Origin of the sequence: Bacillus testis (assembly GCF_001243895.1) — a bacterium.
In the GTDB taxonomy this organism is placed as follows: Bacteria; Bacillota; Bacilli; order Bacillales; family DSM-1321; genus Bacillus_AD; species Bacillus_AD testis.
This window is the reverse complement of sequence record NZ_LN851186.1, coordinates 2,943,990-2,969,169: the sequence shown is the minus strand read 5'-3', so window position 1 is coordinate 2,969,169 and position 25,180 is coordinate 2,943,990. Positions and strand designations below refer to the sequence as shown.

At 42.9% G+C, this 25,180-nt stretch carries 28 protein-coding genes; 24 read left to right on the top strand and 4 right to left on the bottom strand.

Translation table 11 applies throughout. The features are described 5' to 3' along the window. The first annotated feature begins 4 nt into the window (after nucleotides 1-4). The 14 genes from BN1765_RS20810 (at nucleotide 5) to BN1765_RS14780 (ending at nucleotide 14,081) form a co-directional block, all read left to right on the top strand. Nucleotides 5-136, top strand: coding sequence for a DUF3918 family protein (locus BN1765_RS20810; RefSeq protein WP_187119455.1), 132 nt, complete (start codon nucleotides 5-7; stop codon nucleotides 134-136). Nucleotides 137-281: 145 nt separating this feature from the next. Further along, the gene (locus BN1765_RS14840; RefSeq protein ID WP_315969837.1) at nucleotides 282-1,364 is read left to right on the top strand and encodes an AI-2E family transporter; all 1,083 of its coding nucleotides are present in this window, start codon (nucleotides 282-284) and stop codon (nucleotides 1,362-1,364) included. Nucleotides 1,365-1,754: 390 nt separating this feature from the next. Further along, a complete protein-coding gene (gene alaS, locus BN1765_RS14835; RefSeq protein WP_050615866.1) occupies nucleotides 1,755-4,388 on the top strand; it encodes an alanine--tRNA ligase in 2,634 nt (877 codons plus the stop codon). Between the two features lie 82 nt (nucleotides 4,389-4,470). Next, nucleotides 4,471-4,740, top strand: a complete 270-nt coding sequence (locus tag BN1765_RS14830; RefSeq protein ID WP_050615865.1) for an IreB family regulatory phosphoprotein — start codon at nucleotides 4,471-4,473, stop codon at nucleotides 4,738-4,740. Beyond that, complete coding sequence (gene ruvX / locus BN1765_RS14825) at nucleotides 4,741-5,157, top strand: Holliday junction resolvase RuvX (RefSeq protein WP_050615864.1); 417 nt, start codon at nucleotides 4,741-4,743, stop codon at nucleotides 5,155-5,157. Nucleotides 5,158-5,176: 19 nt separating this feature from the next. Beyond that, on the top strand, nucleotides 5,177-5,470 hold the full coding sequence (locus BN1765_RS14820; RefSeq protein WP_050615863.1) for a DUF1292 domain-containing protein: 294 nt from the start codon (nucleotides 5,177-5,179) through the stop codon (nucleotides 5,468-5,470). Nucleotides 5,471-5,724: 254 nt separating this feature from the next. After that, a complete protein-coding gene (gene mltG / locus BN1765_RS14815; protein WP_050615862.1) occupies nucleotides 5,725-6,873 on the top strand; it encodes an endolytic transglycosylase MltG in 1,149 nt (382 codons plus the stop codon). 180 nt (nucleotides 6,874-7,053) lie between these two features. Then, entirely contained in the window at nucleotides 7,054-7,701 is a 648-nt protein-coding gene (locus BN1765_RS14810; RefSeq protein ID WP_082195494.1) for an O-methyltransferase, read from the top strand. 10 nt (nucleotides 7,702-7,711) lie between these two features. After that, on the top strand, nucleotides 7,712-8,641 hold the full coding sequence (locus tag BN1765_RS14805) for a peptidase U32 family protein (RefSeq protein ID WP_050615860.1): 930 nt from the start codon (nucleotides 7,712-7,714) through the stop codon (nucleotides 8,639-8,641). Between the two features lie 26 nt (nucleotides 8,642-8,667). After that, on the top strand, nucleotides 8,668-9,936 hold the full coding sequence (locus tag BN1765_RS14800) for a peptidase U32 family protein (protein WP_050615859.1): 1,269 nt from the start codon (nucleotides 8,668-8,670) through the stop codon (nucleotides 9,934-9,936). A gap of 4 nt (nucleotides 9,937-9,940) precedes the next feature. Then, complete coding sequence (udk, locus tag BN1765_RS14795; RefSeq protein ID WP_050615858.1) at nucleotides 9,941-10,576, top strand: uridine kinase; 636 nt, start codon at nucleotides 9,941-9,943, stop codon at nucleotides 10,574-10,576. 375 nt (nucleotides 10,577-10,951) lie between these two features. Then, the gene (gene greA, locus BN1765_RS14790; RefSeq protein WP_050615857.1) at nucleotides 10,952-11,428 is read left to right on the top strand and encodes a transcription elongation factor GreA; all 477 of its coding nucleotides are present in this window, start codon (nucleotides 10,952-10,954) and stop codon (nucleotides 11,426-11,428) included. An 85-nt stretch (nucleotides 11,429-11,513) separates the two neighbouring features. Next, nucleotides 11,514-13,268, top strand: coding sequence for a penicillin-binding transpeptidase domain-containing protein (locus BN1765_RS14785; RefSeq protein ID WP_050615856.1), 1,755 nt, complete (start codon nucleotides 11,514-11,516; stop codon nucleotides 13,266-13,268). A gap of 120 nt (nucleotides 13,269-13,388) precedes the next feature. Next, entirely contained in the window at nucleotides 13,389-14,081 is a 693-nt protein-coding gene (locus BN1765_RS14780; protein WP_050615855.1) for a YrrS family protein, read from the top strand. Nucleotides 14,082-14,136: 55 nt separating this feature from the next. Here BN1765_RS14780 and BN1765_RS14775 read toward each other — a convergent pair whose 3' ends face one another. After that, nucleotides 14,137-14,346, bottom strand: coding sequence for a DUF2536 family protein (locus BN1765_RS14775; RefSeq protein WP_050615854.1), 210 nt, complete (start codon nucleotides 14,344-14,346; stop codon nucleotides 14,137-14,139). Between the two features lie 346 nt (nucleotides 14,347-14,692). Here BN1765_RS14775 and mtnN point away from each other — a divergent pair, with 346 nt between their 5' ends. The 5 genes from mtnN (at nucleotide 14,693) to BN1765_RS20505 (ending at nucleotide 17,427) form a co-directional block, all read left to right on the top strand. Continuing rightward, nucleotides 14,693-15,394, top strand: coding sequence for a 5'-methylthioadenosine/S-adenosylhomocysteine nucleosidase (gene mtnN / locus BN1765_RS14770; protein WP_050615853.1), 702 nt, complete (start codon nucleotides 14,693-14,695; stop codon nucleotides 15,392-15,394). 108 nt (nucleotides 15,395-15,502) lie between these two features. Further along, complete coding sequence (locus BN1765_RS14765) at nucleotides 15,503-15,754, top strand: YrhC family protein (RefSeq protein ID WP_050615852.1); 252 nt, start codon at nucleotides 15,503-15,505, stop codon at nucleotides 15,752-15,754. A 466-nt stretch (nucleotides 15,755-16,220) separates the two neighbouring features. Beyond that, a complete protein-coding gene (locus BN1765_RS19630; RefSeq protein ID WP_075050815.1) occupies nucleotides 16,221-16,361 on the top strand; it encodes a YrzI family small protein in 141 nt (46 codons plus the stop codon). A 539-nt stretch (nucleotides 16,362-16,900) separates the two neighbouring features. Continuing rightward, nucleotides 16,901-17,212: an HAD family hydrolase gene (locus tag BN1765_RS20510; protein ID WP_050615851.1), complete on the top strand. Its 312-nt coding sequence runs from the start codon at nucleotides 16,901-16,903 to the stop codon at nucleotides 17,210-17,212. After that, nucleotides 17,188-17,427, top strand: coding sequence for an HAD family hydrolase (locus tag BN1765_RS20505; protein ID WP_230199537.1), 240 nt, complete (start codon nucleotides 17,188-17,190; stop codon nucleotides 17,425-17,427). The genes BN1765_RS20510 and BN1765_RS20505 overlap by 25 nt, the downstream gene beginning before the upstream one ends. A 166-nt stretch (nucleotides 17,428-17,593) precedes the next feature. Here BN1765_RS20505 and sigK read toward each other — a convergent pair whose 3' ends face one another. Further along, nucleotides 17,594-18,307: an RNA polymerase sporulation sigma factor SigK gene (gene sigK, locus BN1765_RS14755; RefSeq protein ID WP_050615850.1), complete on the bottom strand. Its 714-nt coding sequence runs from the start codon at nucleotides 18,305-18,307 to the stop codon at nucleotides 17,594-17,596. 200 nt (nucleotides 18,308-18,507) lie between these two features. Between sigK and BN1765_RS14750 the strand changes: the two genes are divergently transcribed. Next, nucleotides 18,508-20,322, top strand: a complete 1,815-nt coding sequence (locus BN1765_RS14750) for a M3 family oligoendopeptidase (protein ID WP_050615849.1) — start codon at nucleotides 18,508-18,510, stop codon at nucleotides 20,320-20,322. 172 nt (nucleotides 20,323-20,494) lie between these two features. Here the strand turns inward: BN1765_RS14750 and pssA are convergent, their stop codons facing one another. Next, nucleotides 20,495-21,034 carry a CDP-diacylglycerol--serine O-phosphatidyltransferase gene (gene pssA, locus BN1765_RS14745; protein ID WP_050615848.1) on the bottom strand — a complete coding sequence of 180 codons (540 nt, stop codon included), beginning with the start codon at nucleotides 21,032-21,034 and terminating at the stop codon, nucleotides 20,495-20,497. Nucleotides 21,035-21,161: 127 nt separating this feature from the next. Between pssA and BN1765_RS14740 the strand changes: the two genes are divergently transcribed. Then, nucleotides 21,162-21,956 (top strand): phosphatidylserine decarboxylase, encoded by a 795-nt coding sequence (locus tag BN1765_RS14740; protein WP_050615847.1) that lies wholly within the window; start codon nucleotides 21,162-21,164, stop codon nucleotides 21,954-21,956. Nucleotides 21,957-22,035: 79 nt separating this feature from the next. Here the strand turns inward: BN1765_RS14740 and sda are convergent, their stop codons facing one another. Next, on the bottom strand, nucleotides 22,036-22,176 hold the full coding sequence (gene sda, locus BN1765_RS14735; RefSeq protein ID WP_050615846.1) for a sporulation histidine kinase inhibitor Sda: 141 nt from the start codon (nucleotides 22,174-22,176) through the stop codon (nucleotides 22,036-22,038). A 397-nt stretch (nucleotides 22,177-22,573) separates the two neighbouring features. Here sda and BN1765_RS14730 point away from each other — a divergent pair, with 397 nt between their 5' ends. From BN1765_RS14730 to aroE, 3 genes are all read left to right on the top strand, one after another. Further along, complete coding sequence (locus BN1765_RS14730; protein ID WP_050615845.1) at nucleotides 22,574-23,095, top strand: YqeG family HAD IIIA-type phosphatase; 522 nt, start codon at nucleotides 22,574-22,576, stop codon at nucleotides 23,093-23,095. Then, nucleotides 23,092-24,198, top strand: coding sequence for a ribosome biogenesis GTPase YqeH (gene yqeH, locus BN1765_RS14725; protein ID WP_050615844.1), 1,107 nt, complete (start codon nucleotides 23,092-23,094; stop codon nucleotides 24,196-24,198). The genes BN1765_RS14730 and yqeH overlap by 4 nt, the downstream gene beginning before the upstream one ends. 147 nt (nucleotides 24,199-24,345) lie before the next feature. Continuing rightward, nucleotides 24,346-25,179 (top strand): shikimate dehydrogenase, encoded by an 834-nt coding sequence (aroE, locus tag BN1765_RS14720; RefSeq protein WP_050615843.1) that lies wholly within the window; start codon nucleotides 24,346-24,348, stop codon nucleotides 25,177-25,179. The last annotated feature ends 1 nt before the right edge of the window (nucleotide 25,180 follow it).

Sequence of the window (25,180 nt, the reverse complement as noted above, 5' to 3'; positions counted from 1 at the left end):
TGTGATGCGTAAAATGTCCGTATCTTCCATGATGACGTTTGGAGCAGGCATGGTTGCCGCTTCGATGATCAACTCTAGGAAATTTTCACAAAAGTCTATGCGGAAAATGAAAAGAAAAGTAAAATCGCTTTTCTAGTCCATTTATCAATACTAGACGGCAAAAACCGAAAAGGATGTCCTTTTCGGTTTTTTGCTATTCTGCTTGCCTCATTAGAAAATGCTTGTGAATTTGGATAAAAACGCAAGAGAGACAAATGCTATAGGCAGGTAGGTGAATCATTGTGCTTAAATCAAAATGGATTACCCGATTAACTTTATTGCTGTTGATCTTTATTGTATTATTTTTGTTTTTTAAGCTGAAAATCATCTGGTTGCCTGTCGTGGCTATTCTGCTGAAATCGATTTTGCCATTTGCCATCGCAGCGTTTATCAGTTATCTTTTGCACCCGGTTGTTGAAAAGCTCCATCAGAAAGGGATGAACCGTGGGATCAGCATTTTGTTGATTTATGTCGTTTTCTTTGGAGGGGCAGGATTTGCCATCTATAGAGGCATACCAGTCATTATCCGTGAACTGGAGGAATTGATGGAGGCAACGCCGGTGTTTACCCAAAAATACCAACATGTGCTTGATGTCATCCATGCCAAGACGTCCCATTGGCCCGTCCAATATAAAGACAGAGTCCAGGATGCCATTTTATTCGTGGAAAAGCAGGCCGAAGCTTTTTTGACAAAATCATTGTCTTCATTGGTGAAGATCTTCGATTTTGTTGTCTTGTTCGCCATCATTCCCTTTATTTCCTTCTATTATCTGAAGGACTGGGTAAAAATAAAAAAAGCGATTTGGTATATCACTCCTTCCTTTCTCCGCAAACAGGGAATATCGTTTATGAAGGATGCTGAGGTATCGATTGGAAGCTATATCAGGGGACAATTGATCGTTTGTGTCATTATTGGTGTTCTGTCGGCTCTTTTTCTCTGGATCGCCCATGTGAAATATAGCCTTTTATTGGGCGTGATCATCGGCATAACCAATGTGATCCCTTATTTTGGGCCAATCATCGGGGCATTGCCGGCGCTGCTGATTGCGGCGGCTACCTCGGCTAAACAGATGATATGGGTGGCAGTCATTGTGTTTGGGCTGCAATTTGTGGAAGGCAATATTCTGTCTCCAATGATTGTTGGCAAAAGCCTTCATATGCACCCGCTAATCATTATGTTCAGTTTATTCCTCGGCGGAGAGATCGGCGGCGTATTCGGCCTGATCTTGGCAGTGCCGATTCTGGCAATCATCAAGGTGGCCATCCTTCATGCCCGCTCATATTACATGAAAGAAAGGCAAAGGAAACAACTCGGGGAAGAATGAATGCATGTTATTCCATTTGACAAAAGGCAAAGTTGTACATATAATCCATTTATAGATGAATTGAAATAAAACGTTGAAGGATCGAGTATGTTATCATCCGCCTGACGGTACTTGTATAGTGCCGGTAGAGAGGGATTCCCTTAGGCTGCAAGGAATCCGGGGTAAGGGTTAACAGAAAGCTAGTCTGGAGTGTAGCTAATACCTGCCGTTTGCCGCGTTAAGGCAGCTAAGGTGATGATTTGGATTATGTAAGGATCCGATCATAATTAGGGTGGTACCGCGAGTTACTCTCGTCCCTTTTAGGGATGAGGGTTTTTTTGTGCCTTCAGAAGGTCCTGATGTGTCCCATCATTTATGCATAATTAGGAAGAACAAGGAGGAAATTGATTTATGAAACAATTAACAGGCGCTCAAATCCGCCAAATGTATCTGGATTTCTTTAAAGAAAAAGGCCACAGCATTGAACCAAGTGCCTCATTGGTTCCCCATGAGGATCCGACCCTTCTTTGGATCAACTCCGGGGTTGCAACATTGAAAAAATACTTCGACGGACGTGTCATTCCGGAAAATCCGCGCATTACTAATGCCCAAAAGTCCATCCGTACCAATGATATCGAAAATGTCGGCAAAACAGCCAGACACCATACATTCTTCGAAATGCTTGGAAACTTTTCAATCGGCGATTATTTTAAGGAAGAAGCCATTCTTTGGGCTTGGGAATTTCTGACTGATGAAAAATGGATCGGTTTCGATAAAGATAAATTGGCTGTCACCATCCACCCGGAAGATGACGAAGCATTCGAAATTTGGAATAAAAAAGTGGGCATCCCTGAAGAGCGCATTATTCGCCTGGAAGAAAACTTTTGGGATATCGGGGAAGGCCCAAGCGGTCCGAATACAGAGATTTTCTATGACCGCGGACCTGAATATGGGGATGACCCTAATGACCCTGAACTGTATCCAGGCGGGGAAAATGAAAGACATCTTGAAATCTGGAACCTGGTATTTTCCCAATTCAACCATAATCCGGACGGCACTTATACGCCGCTGCCAAAGAAAAATATTGATACAGGGATGGGACTGGAACGGATGGCATCAGTTGTTCAAAATGTTCCTACCAACTTTGATACGGATTTATTTATGCCGATCATCCGCGCTACTGAAGAAATTTCTGGCGCAAAATATGGCAAAAACCCAGTGCATGATACAGCATTCAAAGTCATCGCCGACCATATCCGCACAGTTACTTTTGCTGTAGGAGATGGTGCGCTGCCTTCGAATGAAGGACGTGGATATGTATTGCGCCGCCTGTTGCGCCGTGCAGTCCGTTACGCTAAGCATATTGGCATCGAAAAGCCATTCATGCATGAATTAGTTCCGGTTGTCGGGGAAATCATGAAAGATTTCTATCCGGAAGTACTGGAGAAAAAAGATTTCATTGCAAAAGTCGTAAAAAATGAAGAAGAACGTTTCCATGAAACGCTTCATGATGGTCTACAAATTTTAAGCTCAGTCATCGCTAAAGAAAAAGAACAAGGAAGCAAAATGATTTCCGGCAAGGATATCTTCCGCTTGTATGATACGTACGGATTCCCTGTGGAATTAACCGAAGAATATGCGGAAGAAGAAGGAATGGGCGTAGACCATGAAGGCTTCGAGAAAGAAATGGAAGAACAAAGGGAACGTGCCCGTGCTGCCCGCCAGGATGTAGATTCCATGCAGGTCCAAGGCGGAGTGCTGGGGGATATCAAGGATGCCAGCACATTCGTGGGTTACAGCCAGCTGGAGGCGGAAGGCACTATTATTGCTATCGTTAAGGACGGCGAAAAGCAAGCTTCTGCAACAGCCGGAGAAGAAGTGCAAATCATTTTAAGCCAGACGCCTTTCTATGCGGAGAGCGGCGGACAAATTGCCGATAGTGGATTTATGGTAAATGAAGACGGCAAAGCGACTGTATTGGATGTACAGAAAGCTCCGAATGGCCAGAATCTACATCGAGTGAAAGTGGAAAACGGTGTTCTCAAAGAAGGGGCAACGGTTGTCTCTGAAGTAGATGCATCGATTCGCAGCCAAATCACTAAAAACCATACGGCGACTCACCTGTTGCACCAGGCATTGAAGGACGTATTGGGCACGCACGTAAACCAAGCGGGTTCATTGGTCCAAAAAGACCGTCTACGCTTCGACTTCTCTCATTTCGGACAAATCACACCGGAAGAGTTGGAACGGATTGAACAGATCGTAAACGAAAAGATCTGGGAAAGCATCCCGGTAGTGATCGAAGACAAAGACATCGAAGAAGCAAAAGCAATGGGAGCAATGGCTCTATTCGGCGAGAAATACGGAAAAGTGGTCCGTCTAGTCTCAGTTGGCGATTACAGCCTGGAATTATGCGGAGGCTGCCATGTGGACAACACAGCAACCATCGGTTTATTCAAGATTGTATCTGAAAGCGGAATCGGTGCCGGCACTCGTCGTATCGAAGCTGTAACAGGGGCTGCAGCCTACAATACGCTGAATGACCAATTGTCTTTACTGAAACAAGCAGCTTCTTTATTAAAAACGAATATGAAAGATGTGCCTACCCGTATTGAATCATTGAATGCTGAGCTAAAAGAACTCAACCGTGAAAATGAATCATTGAAGACAAAATTGGGCAACATTGAAGCAGGAAATCTTGTCTCTTCTGTTAAAGAGATCAACGGAATCAATGTATTGGCTGCCAAGGTGCAGGCTTCGGATATGAACCACCTGCGTTCTATGGCAGATGAATTGAAAGGAAAAATCTCTTCAGGCGTGATTGTATTGGCTTCCGTACAAGGCGAAAAAGTCAATATAATCGCAGCGGTCACTGAAGATTTAATTCCGAAGGGCTACCATGCCGGCAAATTGATCAAGGAAGTGGCAACACGTTGCGGCGGAGGCGGCGGAGGCCGTCCTGACATGGCCCAGGCGGGAGGCAAAAACCCTGGCGAAGTGGATTCTGCGCTTAAATTTGTAGAAGAATGGGTAAAATCAATTTAAATAAGGATTGTATTGTTGTACAATAAGCTTAATAATCTTTTATGGACAATGTCCTGAAGAAAGCGAGAAGCGAGGTGTCCAAATGAGTTCCTTTGACAAAACGATGCAATTTCATTTTCAAGAAGAGCCATTTGAAAGGGATGTGCAAGAAGTCTTGATGAAAGTATACAGTGCGCTCCAGGAAAAAGGGTATAACCCAATCAACCAGATTGTCGGTTACCTGCTTTCAGGGGATCCGGCCTATATACCCCGCCATCAAGATGCGCGCAACATGATCCGCAAGCTCGAACGAGACGAGATTATTGAAGAACTTGTTCAGTTTTACTTAAAACATAATCGCGAGGAGCAGTAAATGCGAACTATCGGTTTGGACGTTGGCTCCAAGACTATCGGAGTAGCAATAAGCGATGCGATGGGCTGGACGGCCCAAGGCATCGAAACAATTAAGATTAATGAACAAATCCAGGATTTTGGCTATAAGAGACTGAAGGAACTGATTAAGGAATATGATGTCACGAAAGCCGTAGTGGGTCTGCCGAAAAACATGAATGGCACGATCGGGCCCCGGGGAGAAATCTGCCAGGAGTTCGCCAAGAATTTCGAGAAGAAATTCAAGATGCCTGTTGTTCTTTGGGACGAGCGCCTTACCACAATGGCTGCCGAGAGGGTGCTGCTTGAAGCCGATGTAAGCCGGAGCAAGCGCAAGAAGGTCATTGATAAGATGGCGGCCGTTATGATCCTGCAAGGCTATCTGGATAGCCAAAACTAACTAATAGAGGTGTTTAGAAATGAATGAAGATCAAATCACAATTGTGGACGAGCAAGGAAACGAACAACTATGCCAAATTCTTTTCTCTTTCCCATCTGAAGAATTCAACAAAAGCTATGTGCTTTACTATCCAATCGGTGAAGAAGAAGACGAGAATGGCGAAATCCTTGTTCACGCTTCTGCTTTTATCCCAAGTGAAAACGACGAGGAAAGCGAAGGCGAATTGATGCCAATCGAGACTGAAGAAGAGTGGGATCTAGTCGAAGAAATGTACAACACATTTGTTGAAGAAAAGAACGCTGAAGAAGAATAAGCTATGAAAAAGCCTTGCCGAGCGGCAAGGCTTTTTTTTGCATGGCTCCATTTGATTCAAGAATAAAAAAAGCGGACGCAGCTGGCCCTATATGTATGGCGGGGCGAAAAAATTGTTGAATACTGTGTAATTTTGTATGTTTTTTAGTATAATGTTCGTTGAAGTGCTTGGCGAAAGGCTACAAAGCATGAAGAAAGCGGAAAATAATATAAAAAGAGACAGTAATCCGTCCTTACTCTACAGGGGGAAAATGAATGAGTGATAAGAAATCAAAGAAAGATATGATGATCAAGAATCTGTCCGAAAGACAAAATGAAGCGAAAACGGTTAGGAAAATTGTGCTGATAACGATCCTTTCCATACTGGCTGCCATCATTATTGTCGGCTTAGCCCTGTTTTTCTATATTAACTCGGCTTTAAAGCCTGCGGATCCCGATAATGATAAATTCACAAGCGTCGAAATCCCAATCGGCTCATCCCCTTCCAGCATTTCGCATATTCTGAAAGACCATGGCATTGTTAAGAACGCACGAGTCTTTAAGTACTATGTCAAGTTCAATAATGAAGGGAATTTCCAAGCAGGAAACTATCAGCTTTCTCCATCAATGACGCTGGATGAGCTTGTCAAAACGCTTAAGTCCGGCAAATTAGTGAAAAAAGCCAACGTCAAAATCCTTGTACCCGAAGGCAAACAACTGAAGGAAATTGCTAAGATTATTGCCGATGAGACGGGGCAGGATAACAAAAAGATTTTCGAAACATTGAATGATCCAGCCTTCATCAAAAAAATGCAGGCTAAATTTCCAGATTTATTGACACAGGATATTAACGGAAAAAACATTAAGCATCCTTTGGAAGGCTACCTTTTTCCTGCCACATATGAATACTATGAAGACAATCCTTCGCTTGAAACCATTGTGAGCGATATGCTGCGCAAAACAAGCAACGTCATGGCCAAATACCTGGAACAGATGGCAGCAAAAAAATTCACGATCCATAAGTTGCTGACGGTTGCTTCCTTGGTGGAGGAAGAAGCGACACAGCAAACGGACCGTGGGAAGATTGCCCAGGTGTTCTATAACCGCATACAGGAAGGAATGCCCCTCCAGACAGACCCTACTGTGCTCTATGCCCTTGGTGAACATAAGAAAAGGGTGCTTTATAGCCATCTTGAAGTAGATGATCCGTACAATACGTATAAGAATAAAGGTTTCCCTCCAGGACCGATCGCAAATGCTGGCGAAACATCGATCCAGGCTGTCCTTAATCCAGTGAAGACGACCGCTCTGTATTTCTTGGCGACACCTGAAGGAGAAGTCATCTTTACAAATACGCTGGAGGAGCACAACAAAGCAAAAGCTGAGCATATCACAAGCAAGAAAGATAAGGAAAATAAAGACTGATTTCCTTATCGCCTGCACATGTGGTACAATGGATAAAGTTTTTCACAGAAATAAAAAAAACGTCTTAGGACAATGTTTTCTCGGCTAACGCCGAGTTTTTTTGAGCAAATAACTAAACGGAAGCTAGTGATCTCCGGACATATAGACCATATAGCAGTAAAAAAGGCAGGAGTGGGAATGATGAATGATGGAATCAATAAGTATCTTGAAGAGTTAATACCCCAAAGAAATGAATTACTGAGCAAAATGGAAAACTATGCTCAGGAGCATCATGTTCCAATTATGGAACTTGTGGGAATCGAGGCGATGCTGCAATTATTGAGGCTTCATCAACCATCTTCTATATTGGAAATTGGCTGTGCCATTGGCTATTCCTCTTTAAGAATGGCCTATGCGTTGCCTGAGGCGCGAATTGTCACGTTGGAACGCCATCCCGAACGGATAAAGGCTGCTAAATCGTTTCTCTCCCAGTCCAGTGAGGGAAGCCGTATTACGCTGCTCGAAGGGGATGCATTGGAATTGGCAGACCAGGTGAAAAGCCATGGACCATTCGATGCCATCTTCATTGATGCCGCCAAGGGGCAATACACACGCTTTTTCGAATTATATGAGCCATTCCTTGCCCCTGGTGGGATGATTATCTCAGATAATGTTCTGTTCAAGGAACAGGTGATTTTACCGGAAGAAGAAATAGCGACAAGAAGAAAAAGATCGCTTGTCCGTAAAATTAAGCATTTCAACAGCTGGTTGATGGAGCATGAAGATTATGATTCTGTCATCCTGCCTATAGGAGATGGGATGGCCGTTTCCAAAAAGAAAAAACAATGAGGTGTCTGATATGAAAAAACCTGAACTTTTGGTTACACCAACAAGTGTAGATAGCATAACACCATTGATTGAGGCTGGCGCAGATGCTTTCGTCATCGGCGAGCAGCGCTATGGCCTGCGGTTAGCAGGGGAATTCACGCGGGAAGACGTAAAAAAAGCGATTGATATCGCCCATCATAAAGGGAAGAAAGTCTATGTGGCGATGAACGCTATCTTCCATAATGATTTGGTGGACGAGCTGTCCGATTATCTGGCCTTTTTGAAAGAGGCTAAAGCGGATGCGGTGATTTTCGGTGATCCTGCCGTATTGATGGCTGCTAAGGAAGTTGCCCCTGATATGAAGCTTCACTGGAATACCGAAACTACAGCAACCAACTGGTTCACCTGCAATTATTGGGGAACAAAAGGGGCCAAGCGCGCTGTTCTGGCGCGTGAAATCAATATGGATGCCATCTTGGAAATGGCCGAGCACAGTGAAGTGGAACTGGAAGTGCAGGTCCACGGGATGACTTGCATGTTCCAATCACGCCGTTCATTGGTCGGCAACTATTTTGAGTATCAAGGAAAACAGCTGCCGATTGAGGAAATCCGGGCGAATAGAACAATGTTCCTCCACGATGACGAACGGAATAACAAATACCCGATTTTCCAGGATGCCAACGGCACGCATATCATGAGCCCAAATGATATCTGCATTATTGATGAACTGCAAGAAATGATTGAAGCAGGCATTTCATCCTTCAAGATCGATGGAATCCTGAAGGACGAGTCATATCTGGCTTCAGTTACTAAATTGTACCGCAAGGCAATCGACAGTTGTGTAGAGGACCCTGCGGTATACGATGAAATAAAAGACAGCCTGCTTTCGGAAATTGAAAGCATCCAACCGGTAAACCGCAAAGTAGATACAGGCTTCTTCTTTAAAGAAACAGTGTATTAATGAATATATGAGATGGAGGTATAGCCTTGAAAGCTATTACTGATAATATTTCAAAAATAATCGATGGTAAACGAGTGATCGTTAAAAAACCTGAGTTGCTTGCGCCGGCAGGCAATCTGGAAAAATTAAAAATCGCTGTCCGTTATGGTGCTGATGCGGTCTATATCGGCGGACAGGAATACGGCCTGCGGTCCAACGCAGGGAATTTCACATTTGAGGAAATGAAAGAAGGCGTCGAATTCGCCAAACAATATGGAGCAAAAATTTACGTAACAACCAATATCTATGCCCATAACGAGAATATCGATGGCTTGGATGATTATTTGCGGGGCTTGGAGGCTGCTGGGGTATCCGGCATCATCGTGGCTGATCCGCTCATTATTGAGACATGCCGCAAAGTCGCTCCGAATGTGGAAGTCCACTTGAGCACCCAGCAATCCCTAACCAACTGGAAAGCAGTCCAATTCTGGAAAGAAGCTGGAATGCATAGGGTTGTACTGGCGCGTGAAGCCAGTGCGGAAGATATCCGCGAGATAAAAGAAAAAGTGGATATCGAGGTAGAGACATTCATTCACGGTGCGATGTGCATCGCCTATTCCGGCAGATGTACGCTATCCAACCATATGACGGCCAGGGATTCCAACCGTGGAGGCTGCTGCCAATCATGCCGTTGGGATTATGATCTGTACCAGCAAACCGAGCAAGGGGAACAAGCGCTGTTCGCTGAAGGCGATGAACATTTTGCTATGAGCCCGAAAGATCTAAAACTGGTTGAATCCTTGCCGAAAATGATTGAACTTGGAATCGACAGCCTGAAGATTGAAGGGCGAATGAAATCGATCCATTATGTGGCAACAGTTGTTGGCTTGTATAGAAAAGTAATTGATGCGTACTGTGCCGATCCGGATAACTTTGTGATTAAGCCTGAATGGCTGGAAGAATTGGATAAATGCGCAAACCGCGACACAGCCCCGGCATTCTTTGAGGGAATTCCTGGGTATAAGGAGCAAATGTTTGGAGACCATAGCAAAAAGACGGCATTCGAGTTTGCAGGGCTAGTGCTTGATTATGATGCTGATACGGAAATGGTTACCCTGCAGCAGCGCAATTTCTTCAAACCAGGCGACGAAGTGGAATTCTTCGGACCGGATATAGAGAATTTTACGTACGTTATTGATACAATATGGGATGAAAAAGGAAATGAACTTGATGCAGCACGTCATCCTTTGCAGATTGTAAAATTCAAGATGACTACACCAGTGTATCCGTTCAACATGATGCGAAAGGAGAACTAGCGCTATGAAACAAAAGCCGATCGTCATAGGAGTTGCAGGAGGTTCAGGCTCAGGAAAGACAAGCGTAACGCGCGCCATTATCGAAAGCTTTAAAGGACGCTCAATTTTGATGCTGGAGCAGGATTATTATTATAAAGATCAAAGTCACCTACCATTCGAGGAAAGACTAAAAACCAACTATGATCATCCACTGGCTTTTGATAATGATTTATTGATCGAACATATACAAAAACTTTTGAACTACGAATATATAGATAAGCCTGTTTACGATTACGCCATGCATACACGTTCACAGGAAGTGGTTACTGTAGAACCAAAGGACGTTATCATCCTTGAGGGGATTCTTATTCTTGAAGATGCGCGCTTACGTGATCTGATGGATATCAAGCTATTCGTTGATACAGATGCTGATATTCGCATTCTGCGCCGATTGGTGAGGGATATCCAGGAACGGGGACGGACCATCGAATCTGTAGTAGACCAATATGTGTCCGTCGTCCGCCCGATGCATAACCAATTCATCGAACCGACAAAGAGATATGCCGATATTATCATCCCTGAAGGCGGGCAAAATCATGTCGCAATTGATTTAATGGTTACAAAAATCAAAACAATCCTTGAACAAAAGACAATTTTGTAATAACATGTCTTGTATAATGTATAATAAAATATAGGTTGATTATGGAAAAAATCTTCAACTTATAAAATTAATAAGAAAAAATGCGCGCCCTTTTTTCAAAGGACGCGCAATTATGTATTTTTACATAATATTAAGAAAAGCGGAGGCGACCGTTTAGCTCCGTACAAACTGGAGGCCTTCTTCTCAAAATAAAGGAAACACGGTGAGGAACGAACTGATGTTGACTTATCGTAGAGAAAATGGCGAAGTCCCCTAGCCGCTGGGTGTTTGAAGCTAGATCAGAGAAAAACGGAACGGAATGCCTATGCATTCCAGCAAGTAAGTAAACTCGACGGGCGAGATGCCCGTTTGATTATGTAGAAGGAGTGAAAGGTCTTGGCAAACGAAAAAGTCTTCCCTATGACTAAAGAGGGAAAAGAAAAATTGGAACATGAATTGGAACAATTAAAATCTGTAAAACGTAAAGAAGTAGTGGAGCGTATTAAAATTGCCCGCAGTTTTGGCGATCTATCTGAGAACTCAGAGTACGATTCAGCAAAAGAAGAGCAGGCATTCGTTGAAGGCCGCATCACGACAATAGAAAATATGATCCGCAACGCTAAAATCATCGAAGAAGATGAATTGGATTCAGATCATGTCTCATTAGGGAAATCGGTTACATTTGTGGAACTTCCTAATGGGGATGAAGAAACTTACACAATCGTCGGAAGCGCTGAAGCAGATCCGTTCGAAGGCAAGATTTCCAATGATTCTCCGATTGCCCGCAGCTTGATCGGCAAAGCAGTTGGAGATGAAGTAGTGGTTCAAACACCGGGCGGAGACATGAATGTCCGCATTATTTCAGTGAAATAATTAAGCTCTGTCCGCAGAAAGCTTTTTAGTAGATAGGTTTTAAATAGAAACACCTCGTCGACAATAGGAGATGAGGTGTTTCTTTATGTTACGGAAAAAACGGGCACTAGCAACTGCTGTGTTATTCTTGGGGATGTTTTTAGTGTTGCTCGCCAGACTGATAGACATTCAATTAGTTAGGACAGAGTCTTTCTCAAAGTATCATCTGAATTTGCTGGAAGAAAGTGTAAAGCAAAGGGTGCAGAGTATCACCTTGGATGACGGCAGAGGCAAATTCTACGATCGGACCGGAGCGCCCATCAACCATAAAGCCGTACCGGCTCTCATTCTGTTTCCTTTCTTGAATGAAATGGCCTGGCCGATTGAGAAGGTATCAGCCATAGCTGGTGTGGACGAGTTTTCATTGTCTAAACAATTAAAAGGCGCAAAGAAACCTTTCGTCCTGACAGAGGGGGGGAAACCACTGCCTCTTAGCGAGAAGCAAATGGAAACAATCAATGCCTTAAAGATACCGGGCGTTTTTGCCGCTTTCCGGTTGATGCCCATGGATAAACTGATTGCTCCGCAGCTATTGGGGGGCTTGACGCTTTCAAAAGAAATAAAAGAGAAACGCTATGGCAAAAGGCATTTAGCATCAGAGGTAAAGGTAGGCGATAAGGGACTGCAAGAGCAGTTGGATGAATTTTTGCTTTCGGATGGCGAATCTAAACTCGTTTACCATGTAGATGGAATGGGAGGCCCTTTATTCGGTGTTGATATCAAGTATTTGGCTCCGGGAAATCCATTATACCCCGTGAAGGTTAAAACGACCTTGGATCAGAGGCTCCAGGAGGCGGCAGAGGAAGCGGTGGAGGAAAACCACATACAAAAGGGTGGCTTAATTCTGATCGATATTGAATCCAGCGAAATCAGAGCTAGTGTTTCGAGGCCTGCCTTCACTAAAGGGCAAGACCCGAATAAAGGTGATGGGGCCAAAAATAAAATGGTACAGCAGGCTGCATTGGGCTCTGTGTTTAAAACCGTGGTAGCAGCGGCTGCAATAGAGGAAAACTTGGTGGATGATGCCATGACATTCAACTGCAATGAAACCATACAGGGCACGCAAGAAAAGGAGCGGCCCCTTGGCTTATTGCATTTCGGGGATAGCTTTGCGCAAAGCTGCAATAAAACATTCGGCGACCTGGCTATTTCCTTAAGCAAAAAAGATCCTGGCTTATTGGAGAAATATGCAGAGAAACTGCAGCTTGTCGGTCAATCAGGCTGGAACGGAAATGTGTACCATTCTAGGGTTGTCCAACTATATGGAGAAGAGTTTGGAAGAGTCTGGTTGGAAGGGGCAAGCAAGCAAGAGGAAAAATTAGTAGCCCAGACCGCTATCGGCCAACAGGATGTCCAGGTGTCCCCGCTTGGAGCCGCAAATATGATGGCAACCATTGCGAGGGGCGGAGAGAGAAGGATGGTAAAGGCCGTGAGCAGGATTGACTTCGCGAATGGAACAACAGCAGCATCTTTTAAAGAAGACCAGCAGAAAGGAGCATCCATTTCGCATTCAACCGCTTTGAAGCTTCAACAGTTGCTGGCATCTGTTGTCTCAACCCCCAAGGGGACGGCAGCCCTTTTGCAGTCGCTGCCCTTTCAAGTAGCGGGGAAAACAGGGACTGCCCAAACCAACAAAGAGAAACAACAGCTTAATATGTGGTTCGCTGGCTACTTCCCGGCTGACCATCCTAAATATGCAATCGCAGCTGTCAGGCTGGAAGCTCAGCAGGATGACCGAAGCGCTACAAGGCTTGTTGCTGATTTTCTAACCAAGGTATCAAAGTTGGAGGATTTGCCATAATGCCATAAGGCCAAAAGTAGCAAATGGTGTTAATTCGCCGGGTCCATGTTATTATTGCTTCAAATAAAGGAAGTGTCCATGTTACAATGGGGGATGAATATAAAACAGAGGTGATACTGAATGAGAGATGACGGATCTTCAAGATATGCTTCTCGTTCCGCCAAAAAGGGGAAAAAACGGAAAGCAAATAAGATATACAATATATTGCTTGCTGTTGTCATTATCGCCATTGTCATCGTAGGCGCATCCATTTTCATGGGCAGCAATGACAACGATCAATCAACACCTAAGGAAAAAGTAAGCGATAATTCGGAACAAACAGCCAATGACTCAACTGAAGATAAAAAAGAAGATGGCGATTCGGAAACAAATGCTTCTGACTCCAATGATGATAACGCTGAGGAACAAGGATCGGACGACGAAAGCCAAGTGTCTGACGATGAATCTTCCTTAGATGAAGACAATTCAGAAAACAATCAAGACCAACAGGCAACGGATACTGAGAATGCAGATGAGGGTTCCGAAGCCGATGAACAAAAAAACGCCTCTACTGGCACAACTCAATCTGAAAACGGCAAGCACGTCGCTGACTATACAATGGGTTCAGCTGATTGGAAAGCAATGGAGGCAGCTTTGGCTGCTGGAGCAGGAATCGACCAAAGCAACATGACAATCTCATGGCTTGGCAATAACGGGGCAACCGATAAGGCGGTCGGCACTGTTACCACTAAAGATCGATCAGCCACCTACCGCGTGCAGATAGACTGGGTGGATGGAGGCTGGAAGCCGGTCAAAGTGGAGAAATTGAAATAAGGCAAAGTAGCCTAATATGAAAAAAGCATAAGCTCCGTTCCTCAATGGGAAGAGCTTATGCTTTTTTCTGCTTAAAGTGGACAACAGCGCTATACAGGCGGTCTCCATGTTCGCCTACATGCATTTGGTGGGAGACTGATGCCACTTGCAGCATTATGGCTTTATTGATATCGATTTGTTTCTGGACCTCTTGTTCAAGCGTTTTTAAAGAAGTACTTTCAAAGAATTCAATTTTATCTTCGATTAAATCAAATGAAAAATCCATTTTTTCTCCTTTCTCCCGTTTTGATTGTTAGAAAGATATTGATAGGATCAGGCAAAGAATTCAGGAGTTCTGAACAGATTATACCACGATTCTGATGCCTCTTGCAGGTTCTCTTTACCTTAAATTCTAATTTTAAAAGCAATATGAAGTGAAATGTTAAAGCGGGAGTATTAGCGCCAGTTAGAATGGGACAAAACAATATAGCATGCAGTTGCCCAATGGTGGTAGAATAGGGTTTGCAGTTATATTTTAAAGGGGAACGAACCTGTTTCCAAACATGCACTGCCTATAAAAAATGTCCGGCTGATGAATGCCGTGATTAGAGGATAGAAAGGTTGTTAAATATATGAGAATTGCCATAATAGGAGCTATGGAAGAAGAAGTAACGATCCTACGGGGCCAAATGGAGAATGCGCAACAAGACCATATTGCCGGATGTGAATTCACAGTCGGAACATTAGAGGGTACTGAAGTAATCCTCCTTAAATCAGGGATTGGTAAGGTGAATGCAGCCATGTCCACTGCTATTCTGTTAGAAAGATATAATCCGGATGCAGTTATTAATACCGGATCTGCTGGCGGTTTCTCGCCGGCGTTAAAAGTGGGCGATGTTGTCATTTCATCGGAAGTGGTCCACCACGACGTAGATGCTACTATATTTGGCTATGCTTACGGCCAGGTTCCGCAAATGCCGGCAACCTATATGGCTGATCAACAGCTGATTTTGATCGCTGAGAAAGCAGCTAAAGCCATCGAAGGCATCAATGTAGTGAAGGGTCTCATTGCCACAGGAGATTCTTTTATGAACGATCCGGAAAGAGTAGAATTTGTGCGGGGAAAATTTGAAGATCTTCAAGCAGCCGAAATGGAAGCGGCAGCAATTGCGCAGGTCTCTTACCAATTCAATAAGCCGTTTGTGGTTATTCGGGCATTATCTGATATTGCCGGCAAAGAATCGAACATTTCTTTTGACCAATTCCTTGAGACGGCAGCCGTGAACTCTTCACAATTGGTTCTGTCCATGTTGAAAGAATTAAAGCATCAATAATGAACGTATGGAAAGTTCTTTCCTCTCCTGCCATCAACATACCTGGCGGCCCTCTCGAAAGATATGGTAAAGTGACTTAAGTGATATATCTGGAGAGGAGGAAATGGGATGAAACAAGAATCAAAAGGGCGCATATACCGCGAAAAAATGACAGATTACAAGCGTTTTGCGTATAGTTTATTGTGCATTTCTGTGTTTACCTATTTCGGTACTCTGATCGGAATGCATGAAGGCCGGGAACATTATGCTTTCCTGCCAGTTGCAACGTTGATTTTATTAATTGGTTCGTCCGTGTTCTTTACTTTGTCACTTTCATATAAAAAGAAGTATCATCAGGAAGACGATCCGTTTACTTCTTAATTGAGTGCTCTGGCTTTAACAGCCAGGGCTTTTTTGGTTCTCTAGTAGGGTTTTCTAATGCATATATTCCCTGCCATCCGGATCAATTCAAAAAGAGAAAGCCTAATTGTAAAAATAGAGGTTTACAAATATGGCAATTTTGGATATACTTACCATATAATAAATTCTGAGGAAAAGGAGGTCGAAGAACATGATTACAGCTATTGCATTATTGCTCCGTAAATCCATGTCCATCCAATTATATAATGGTACATTCGGCCTTGCAGGTTCAGGTATTTATTAGAAGGATTTTATTTCCTTTTATCCATTAATACAGAGCCACAGGTGAATGTATTCTCCTGTGGCTTTTTTGCGCTCGCTTTTAAGCGGATGCATGAAGCCCCAGGAAGTGTATTCCCTGAGGCTTTTTGTGTTGGGTGAATGAATAAGAGGATGTATGCCGCAAGTAGAAATGAGGTGATACAAAATGACAATCAATTTACTATTTTTTACCGTCATCCTTAAAAGAAATAAAGTGACGGCAGAAGAAGCAATCCGTTACGAACAATCAAAGCAACGCCATGAAGAATATGTCTTGAAGATGCTTCAATATCGCCATATGCAATAATTGAAGAGAAAGCAGAAATACAAGCAGTCCAGAAAGGTGGAGATCGTGATGGCACGAATAGCAAAAAGCATGAAAAAGTTTTATATTTATAAGGATACTGGCTAACTGTCTTTTCCTTATATTGACTTAAAATGTTCGAAATGCCAGAAAGCTGTTTTTCATTTTCCATGATAAACTATTTGTATAACAGTAAATGGAAAACGGAGGGGTTGTACAATGTTCATGGTTGTAATGGCTTTGATTTGTACGTCCGTTATAGGGGTTATTATCGCCTCTGAGATTAGTGTAGAATCGTAAACAAAGAAAAACTCTTTCAACCTTCGATTAAACAGGCTGAAAGAGTTTTTTTCTATTGTAACCGGCGCTAAAACTTACGCTTCAACACAAGTGTGAAAGAAAGCGCAAGAAGGAGATCAAGCGCCAGCAAGAATCAGATTGGGTCAACTAATCACCGGTAGAGGAGAAATAAAAACCCTTGATGATCAAAGTCTTACTTTATAAAACCGCCGTTCGAATTTAGAAGCAAGAGGATATGGAGTATGATTAAAGCGGTCTTTTTCGACCTTGATGGGACACTATTGGACGGGGACCAATCGTTGCAACATTTCATAGAAGGCCAGTACCAAAGATATAGAGAGGCCTTGCATCATATTGATATAGGCGAATCCATTTCACGTCTCCTGGAGTTTGATGAACATGGGTATACGCCAAAGGATTTAGTGTATCAAAGAATGGAAGCGGATTTTCATGTGAAGCATATTGATTGGCAGGATCTTCTGCAGGATTACCGGAATCAATCCATAACAGCTGTGTACCGTTTGCAGGAATGGAAAAAACGCTGGTCTATCTAAGGAATCGGCATATCAAGCTTGGGCTTGTCACCAATGGGGAAGGAGCCTTTCAAATGAAGAGCATTCAGGCCTTACAGATAGCAGGCAGGTTTGACGGCATTTTCATCTTTGAATGGGAAGGAATGGCCAAACCAGATCCAAACCTATTCCGTAAAGCCATGGCAGCTTTAGGCTACAGCCGTATGAAAGTGCTTTTGTGGGTGACCACCCTGTAAATAAGATCGATGCCGCCAAAGCAGCCGGCATGATTGCAATATGGAAAAAACAACCTGGACCACTGCAGAAAATGCCGATTATATCATTGATTCTTTGGTGGAAATGACAAATATTGCAGCAGAAAGCGATTCTGTGGGTAGAAGGAATTCATCTTCCCTATAGGCATTATTGCCGCCGGCGTTCTTTTTCTGCCCGGTAGAATTCATGGAACATTTTCATGAGCGCCCGTTTTTCAATCCTTGATACATAGCTTCTCGAAATGCCGAGTTCCTTGGCGATTTCCCTTTGTGTTTTTTCTTTGAATAATCCCAGCCCGAAACGATTGACAATCACTTCTTTTTCTCTTTCATCCAGCACATCGATATATTCCTTCACTTTTTCGATTTCCATATTCAATTGGATCGTATCAATTACATCTTCTGATTCAGATTTAAGCACATCGATCAAGCTGATTTCATTGCCTTCTTTATCTTGGCCGATCGGATCGTGAAGGGAGACATCTTTCTTTGTTTTTTTGGTGGCGCGCAAGTGCATGAGGATTTCGTTTTCGATACAACGGGCAGCATAGGTAGCGAGTTTGGTTCCCTTGCCATCCGAGTAGCTTTCGATGGCTTTGATCAATCCGATCGTGCCGATGGATATCAAATCTTCTGTATCCTCGCCTGTGTTCTCAAACTTTTTGACAATATGGGCAACAAGCCTTAAGTTATGTTCAATTAATAAATTTCTTGCCTCAGGGTCTCCTTCGCTCATCATTTTTAAGTATTTTTGTTCATCTTTGGACGAGAGGGGCTGCGGGAAAGCATTATTTTTCACATACGAAACTAACAGGATTACTTCTTTCATGACATATCCAAATGCCGCCAGTAATCCGCTCATAGTATCACCTTCTCTTCCTGTGGACATTTGCCTATATGAAATACTATGTTCGTGTAGGAAGGAACGTGTCTGTACAATCAAAAACGGGCTTGTTTATTCACGAAAATATCGCTAAATAGCTATACACAACTAATATTTATCAAATAGAAATAGTTTTCTGAAAATGGTACAATCAGTAATATGTAAAGGAGGAGAAATAATTGTCATATTCAGAGGTTTGGGATTTAGATGTATTTTTTAAAGGTGGAAGTGCTTCACCTGAATTTGCCCAGTATATGAATGAAATCAAATCAGATATAGAGAAGCTGGACATTCATATTTCAAACTGGCAAGTCACTTCAACGGATGGGGATGAGCAGGTATTGGCATCCATCATGTCGCAGTATGAAAAGATCAGCTCCCGCCTGATGCAGGCAAGCGCCTTTATCGAGTGTTTAGCGGCTCAGGATGTTAAGGACCAGGGCGCAAAACAATTAGGGTCGCAATTGACGGCATACATAGCAAAAGCAAAGGGAATCACAGCTAAGCTGGATGAAAAGCTCGTTCAGCTCGACGATGGCTTCTTTGCGGAGTTGATTGAACGCGATTCTTTGCGGGAAATCTCTTTTATCTTGAATGAAAGACGAAATAAGGCCAAAGAGAAATTGTCCGTTGCTGAAGAAACGCTGATTGAGAAGTTAAGTGTCGATGGATATCATGGTTGGAGCGATTTATACGATAGCATAGTCGGATCCATCGAAATTCCTTTTGTGGTAGATGGTGAAGAAAAAGTACTGTCTGTGGGGCAGGCACATAATATTTTCGCCCACCCAGACCGCAGCGTCCGCCAAAGAATGTTCGTTGAGTGGGAAAAAGCGTGGAAAAAGCAAGAAGAGTTGTTTGCGCATGCCTTAAACCATATTGCCGGCTTCAGGTTGAATGTATACGAAAGCCGCGGTTGGGATGATTTCCTGAAGGAGCCGCTGGAAACAAACCGCATGAAGAAGGAAACGCTGGACAGCATGTGGAACGCCATAACCGATCGGAAAGAGCATATGCATAAATTCCTACAGCGCAAAGCAGAGCTTTTAGGCTTGGAAAAACTAAGTTGGTATGACTTGGACGCGCCTCTTGATCAGACAGAACAAAAGCGGCTTTCTTATGATGAAGGCGCACAATTTATTCTGAAGCATTTTGCTAGTTTCGGCCAACAGTTGACTGCTTTTACCGAGAAGGCTTTCGAGGATGCTTGGATCGAAGCGGAAGACCGCGCCAATAAACGCCCGGGCGGTTTTTGCACAGGCTTCCCGGAAAGCAACCAGTCACGCATTTTCATGACCTATTCAGGCACATTGAACAATGTATCTACGCTTGCACATGAACTGGGGCATGCTTTCCATTCCTATGCAATGCGGGATGTTCATCCGCTCAATCAGGATTACGCCATGAATGTGGCTGAAACAGCGTCTACCTTCGCTGAAATGATCGTATCCGATGCAGCTGTAAATGAAGCGCAATCAACAAAAGAAAAGATTGCTATGCTTGAGGATAAGATTCAGCGCACAATTGCTTTATTGATGAACATACATGCCCGTTTCCTTTTTGAAACAAGATTTTATGAAGAAAGAAAAGAAGGCTTCGTTTCAGCGGACCGCCTGAATGAGTTAATGGTAGAAGCGCAAAAAGAAGCGTATTTCGATTCATTAGAAGAGTATCATCCATTGTTCTGGGCATCTAAGCTGCATTTCTATATTACTGGAACCACTTTCTATAACTTCCCGTATACTTTCGGTTATTTATTCTCCTTGGGGATTTATGAAAAGGCGTTGCATAGCGGCGGTGAATTCGAAGAGAAATATATCGCATTGCTGAAGGACACTGGAAGCATGAATGTAGAGGACTTGGTCCGCAAACATTTGGATGAGGATATCACTTCAAAAGGCTTTTGGGAAAAAGCAGTGGATACATGCATGAAGGATATTGATCTTTTCCTAGAATTGACGCAATCACAGGCCGTACAGGGTAAGAAGCAATAAACATTGATGGGTGAAGGGGGTGTATGCCCTCCACCCGAACTAAGTTGAGTTCATGTTGCCATTTGAACACGAACTGGGATAAAGCAAAAAAGACAAAATGCAATGTCATTTTGTCTTTTTTGCTGTAAATAAAACACCCAACGATTTAAGCATGCTTATTGGGAATAAAGGCTTACACTTTCTTCAATTTAAACGGGCTGACCATTGAAAGTGATAGAAGGCACATAAGAAACATATAAAAAATAGGCGGTAAAGCATGGGTGCCGAGGAAGCTAAGCGTCGCCAGGCAGCCCGCAGCTGTAATCGGAAGGCCGGTAAAATAGCCATTGCTTTCGGTGATGTTAAATTTCGCTAAACGAAAAGCGCCGCATCCTATATAAAATACAGTGAAAAACATACCCGGTGCGCCGAAATGTACAAGGACAGCCTGATAAATTAAAACAGCAGGCGCGACCCCAAATGATATAATATCGCTCATGGAGTCCAATTGCTTTCCCAGCTCTGATTCACAATTTAATTTTCTGGCTAAAGCACCGTCAAAACGGTCGGCAAGGGCAGCTATAAAAATAAATAACATGGAAATATTCAAATTGCCATTTATACCTGATAATACAGCGAACCCTCCAAGAGACATATTGGTTAATGTCATTAAGTTCGCAGTTTGTGATTTGATTTTTTTTAGTGTTTGATCTAAAACATCCGATAAGAACATCATAATCACTCCTTTTTTAACCGGATGGATGAGACATATGCTGTCTGCTTATTGTATAATAATATTTTATTCATCCCACATTATGCAAGTAGATATAGTATTATTTTTACATTTTGGAGGATTTTTCTTGAGAAAAAAACTTTATCGCTTAATGATTGAATTAACGAACCATAAAGGCAGTTCCCGAGTCTTAAAGCGCTTCAGCAGGAGTAAATTTAGCAGGACGGTCATACCTTCCTATATAAAAATATACAAGTTGAATATGGCAGAAGCGGCTCAAGATCATGGAAGCTATAAAACCTTGCATGATTTATTCACCCGAACGTTAAAGCCCGGAGCCCGAATGATTGATGAGCATCCGGATTCTGTCGTCAGTCCGGTAGATGGGGTCTTTGAGGATTATGGTATAATCCGCTCCGACAGCAAGATAATCGTAAAGAACAAAACATATTCCATCCAAGAAATGCTCGGAAATGACAGCATACTCCAAAAATACCTTGGCGGCAATTATATGATCCTGTATTTAAGTCCAAGCCATTACCACCGTATCCATTCTCCTGTTGCCGGAAAAGTGTTGCAGAGATGGTCGCTCGGGAAAAATTCCTACCCGGTTAATGCATTAGGGCTAAAATACGGCAAGGAGCCCCTCTCCAAAAATTTTCGGATCATTACAGAAATGAGGCATTCTAAGGGACATATGGCCATCGTGAAAGTAGGAGCCATGTTCGTCAATAGCATTGAAATAACAAATCCTGGCGAGCAACTGCAAAAAGGGGAAGAATTCTCTTATTTCAGTTTTGGTTCGACAGTAGTTCTGTTATTCGAAAAGGACACCTTTGAGTTAACGGAAAAAGCTGCACTCCATTCAGAAGTGAAGGTAGGGGAAACCCTCGGATATGTAAAGCAGGCTATAAAAGAATAGCCTGGTTTGCGAGTGGCAAATCAGGCTGTCGTTATAATCATCTTCAGTTGAACAATGGGAATGTTTGGTTTAATGGGCGTTAAGAGCTTTTGCGGATTTTAGCGCTCAAAGAACGTTTGCTGATCTCTAGTTCCATAAGGCGTATGAAATCGGGGCTTAATTGCAGTTTTTTAGCTTTAAAATAAGATTCAATTAAAAGCTCATCGGATAATTTATTCATTTCATTCAGCTCTTAAGCTTTTCACCTCCGTCAAAAAAAGTGTACTATTTATAAGAAGCTGGACATATATGCTGTCTGTCGGTATTTAATATCCTTACTTTACCAAAAAGAAACATTAAGAACAACCGTTCTATTATCCACAGAAGCCGGTGGATAAGTTGTGGTTAAATTGTTTATAAATTCCATTTGTTTAATATAATGGCAGTTATTTATGTGAATAAAGTTATCCACAATTGTTATATGGCAGCACCTTTGTCGAAAAGTATTTTATTTTTATTTTATGGACAACAGTCCGGTAAATGAAAGAATAATTGATTTTTATATAGAGACTTTGAAAGAGGAAGAAAATTCGGTATGATGAATATCGATGAATTCAAGAATAGGTAGAGGTGTAATTATGCTTAAGGGTTTTTTACCAAGCCAGCACGTTAAGAGTATTTTTGAAATAACTCCACAATCGCTTAAGGAAAAAGGCATTAAGGCGATTATTACGGATTTAGATAATACATTGGTGGAATGGGACCGTCCCGCTGCCACCCCGAAGCTGATTAAATGGATCGACGGCATGCGCAATGAAGGAATTCTTGTGACGATTGTATCCAATAATAATGAGCAAAGAGTAAAGTCCTTTTCGGACCCGCTAAAGATTCCATTCATATTCAGAGCAAAAAAACCGATGGGCAATGCCTTCCGCAAAGCAATCAAAGCAATGGGCACCCAAAAGTCTGAAACAGTGGTTATTGGCGATCAGTTGTTGACGGACATTTTTGGCGGCAACCGGAACGGCTTCCATACGATTCTGGTTGTGCCTGTGGCGCAGTCGGATGGTTTTTTTACAAAATTTAACCGAAAAATAGAACGAAGAATTTTATCTTCCTTCAGAAAGAAGGGGATGCTTAATTGGGAGGATCCAAAGTGACAGAAAATGAAAAATTATCATGTGTAGGATGCGGAATTGAAATACAGACAACGAACCCTGATGAAATGGGGTATGCACCGAAATCTGCTTTGGAAAGAGAGCAGATTATCTGCCAACGCTGTTTCCGTTTAAAGAACTATAATGAAGTGCAGGATATATCTTTGACGGACGATGATTTCCTGAAGATTCTTCATGAAATCGGCCAGAATGATGCGCTGATCGTAAAAATCGTCGATATCTTTGATTTTAATGGCAGCTGGTTGCCTGGCCTGCACCGTTTTGTCGGCAAAAATCCAGTGTTGCTCATAGGCAATAAAGTCGATTTACTGCCTAAATCCGTTAAGAAAAATAAGCTGATTAATTGGATGAAGCAGAGTGCCAAGGAATTGGGGCTGAAACCTGTGGACGTGATGCTGGTCAGCTCTGCTAAGGGAGCAAATATTGGCGAAGCAGTTGAGGCCATTGAGCATTACAGAAATGGTAAAGATGTGTATGTGGTTGGCTGTACGAATGTCGGCAAGTCGACTTTCATCAATCGCATAATCAAGGAAGTAAGCGGCGAAGGCAATATTATCACTACTTCCCATTTCCCAGGAACAACGCTTGACATCATTGAAATACCGCTTGATGATGGACATGCACTCATGGATACGCCAGGAATTATCAACCACCACCAGATGGCGCATTATGTAGATAAAAAAGACCTGAAAATCATCACGCCGAAAAAAGAAATCAAGCCGAAAGTCTACCAATTGAATGAAGGGCAAAGTTTGTTTTTTGGCGGATTAGCCCGCTTTGATTATGTAGCTGGAGGAAGACGGTCATTTACATGCTATCTATCGAATGAACTCGGTATCCATCGGACAAAGTTGGAAAAAGCCGATCAATTATATAAAGAGCATGTGGGCGAACTTTTAGCGCCATCTATAGAGTCGGAAGACGAAATACCTGAATTAGTGCCTCACTCATTCTCGCTAAAAGAAGGGAATGTCGACATTGTGTTTTCTGGTTTAGGCTGGATTACCGTCAATGAACCGGGAGCTAAAGTGGTAGCCCATGTCCCTAAAGGGGTAGCAGTGATGGTGCGGCCTTCACTTATATGATCAATAGCATCTAGGCCCATTAAGGCGATTAACAGTCCTTAAACATGAAGCGATAGAGAATGGTTGTTTCCCGTCACTTGGTGTTCCGCTGATCCAGTATCAGAAAGCCTATGGGAATCTTAAAATGATAGGGAAGGGGAAGCGGAAATGAAACAACTTTATGGAGTGATTGGTAATCCGATCGCACATTCCATGTCACCGGATATGCATAACGATGCATTTCAAGATCAAGGCATTGATGCTGACTACCATGCTTTCCATATCAAGCAAAATGAATTAAGGGAAGCTATTCAAGGAATGAAGGCCCTTGGCGTGAAGGGATTCAATGTAACCGTTCCTTTTAAAGAAGCAGTGATCGCTTACTTAGATGGAATAGACGAGCTTGCTTCCAAAATGGGAGCTGTCAATACAGTAAAATTAGAAAAGGGAAAGCTAATAGGCTATAATACGGATGGAATTGGATATGTCCGCGGGTTGAAGGAAGAATTGAATGCTGCACTCCAGAACATGGATATCCTGTTGATCGGGGCAGGCGGTGCCGCAAAGGGCATTTTTCACGCTCTGATTAAGGAAGGAGCGCGCCATATCGATATAGCCAACCGAACCGTTCAACGAATAGAGGATTTCATTGCCTCGGGGGGAAATGTAGTGCACACCCAGGCGCTGACTTTAACGGAAGCAGAAGAAAATCTGGAAAAGTATGATTTGGTCATCCAGACTACTTCAATCGGCTTGGAACCGAATACAGAAGCGATGCCAATCTCGTTGGATCGTATCCGGCCGGAAGCTTTTGCCAGCGATATCATATATAATCCGCTTAAGAGCGCCTTTTTGAAGGAAGCTGAAAAAAAAGGCTGCACCATTCAAAATGGGTTGCCGATGTTTGTACACCAGGGAGCTTTGGCATTCGAAATCTGGACAGGCATAGCTCCGGATCCAGACCGGATGAAAAGCATTGTTTTGAAGAAATTAGGAGGTTAAC

What these genes read in the sequence shown, in the direction of transcription:
- BN1765_RS20810 (WP_187119455.1), top strand. Translation starts at nt 5, where the DNA reads ATGCGTAAAATGTCCGTATCTTCCATGATGACGTTTGGAGCAGGCATG.
- alaS (WP_050615866.1), top strand. Translation starts at nt 1,755, where the DNA reads ATGAAACAATTAACAGGCGCTCAAATCCGCCAAATGTATCTGGATTTC.
- BN1765_RS14830 (WP_050615865.1), top strand. Translation starts at nt 4,471, where the DNA reads ATGAGTTCCTTTGACAAAACGATGCAATTTCATTTTCAAGAAGAGCCA.
- ruvX (WP_050615864.1), top strand. Translation starts at nt 4,741, where the DNA reads ATGCGAACTATCGGTTTGGACGTTGGCTCCAAGACTATCGGAGTAGCA.
- BN1765_RS14820 (WP_050615863.1), top strand. Translation starts at nt 5,177, where the DNA reads ATGAATGAAGATCAAATCACAATTGTGGACGAGCAAGGAAACGAACAA.
- mltG (WP_050615862.1), top strand. Translation starts at nt 5,725, where the DNA reads ATGAGTGATAAGAAATCAAAGAAAGATATGATGATCAAGAATCTGTCC.
- BN1765_RS14810 (WP_082195494.1), top strand. Translation starts at nt 7,054, where the DNA reads ATGAATGATGGAATCAATAAGTATCTTGAAGAGTTAATACCCCAAAGA.
- BN1765_RS14805 (WP_050615860.1), top strand. Translation starts at nt 7,712, where the DNA reads ATGAAAAAACCTGAACTTTTGGTTACACCAACAAGTGTAGATAGCATA.
- udk (WP_050615858.1), top strand. Translation starts at nt 9,941, where the DNA reads ATGAAACAAAAGCCGATCGTCATAGGAGTTGCAGGAGGTTCAGGCTCA.
- BN1765_RS14785 (WP_050615856.1), top strand. Translation starts at nt 11,514, where the DNA reads ATGTTACGGAAAAAACGGGCACTAGCAACTGCTGTGTTATTCTTGGGG.
- BN1765_RS14780 (WP_050615855.1), top strand. Translation starts at nt 13,389, where the DNA reads ATGAGAGATGACGGATCTTCAAGATATGCTTCTCGTTCCGCCAAAAAG.
- BN1765_RS14775 (WP_050615854.1), bottom strand. Translation starts at nt 14,346, where the DNA reads ATGGATTTTTCATTTGATTTAATCGAAGATAAAATTGAATTCTTTGAA.
- mtnN (WP_050615853.1), top strand. Translation starts at nt 14,693, where the DNA reads ATGAGAATTGCCATAATAGGAGCTATGGAAGAAGAAGTAACGATCCTA.
- BN1765_RS14765 (WP_050615852.1), top strand. Translation starts at nt 15,503, where the DNA reads ATGAAACAAGAATCAAAAGGGCGCATATACCGCGAAAAAATGACAGAT.
- BN1765_RS19630 (WP_075050815.1), top strand. Translation starts at nt 16,221, where the DNA reads ATGACAATCAATTTACTATTTTTTACCGTCATCCTTAAAAGAAATAAA.
- BN1765_RS20510 (WP_050615851.1), top strand. Translation starts at nt 16,901, where the DNA reads ATGATTAAAGCGGTCTTTTTCGACCTTGATGGGACACTATTGGACGGG.
- BN1765_RS20505 (WP_230199537.1), top strand. Translation starts at nt 17,188, where the DNA reads ATGGAAAAAACGCTGGTCTATCTAAGGAATCGGCATATCAAGCTTGGG.
- sigK (WP_050615850.1), bottom strand. Translation starts at nt 18,307, where the DNA reads ATGAGCGGATTACTGGCGGCATTTGGATATGTCATGAAAGAAGTAATC.
- pssA (WP_050615848.1), bottom strand. Translation starts at nt 21,034, where the DNA reads ATGTTCTTATCGGATGTTTTAGATCAAACACTAAAAAAAATCAAATCA.
- sda (WP_050615846.1), bottom strand. Translation starts at nt 22,176, where the DNA reads ATGAATAAATTATCCGATGAGCTTTTAATTGAATCTTATTTTAAAGCT.
- BN1765_RS14730 (WP_050615845.1), top strand. Translation starts at nt 22,574, where the DNA reads ATGCTTAAGGGTTTTTTACCAAGCCAGCACGTTAAGAGTATTTTTGAA.
- aroE (WP_050615843.1), top strand. Translation starts at nt 24,346, where the DNA reads ATGAAACAACTTTATGGAGTGATTGGTAATCCGATCGCACATTCCATG.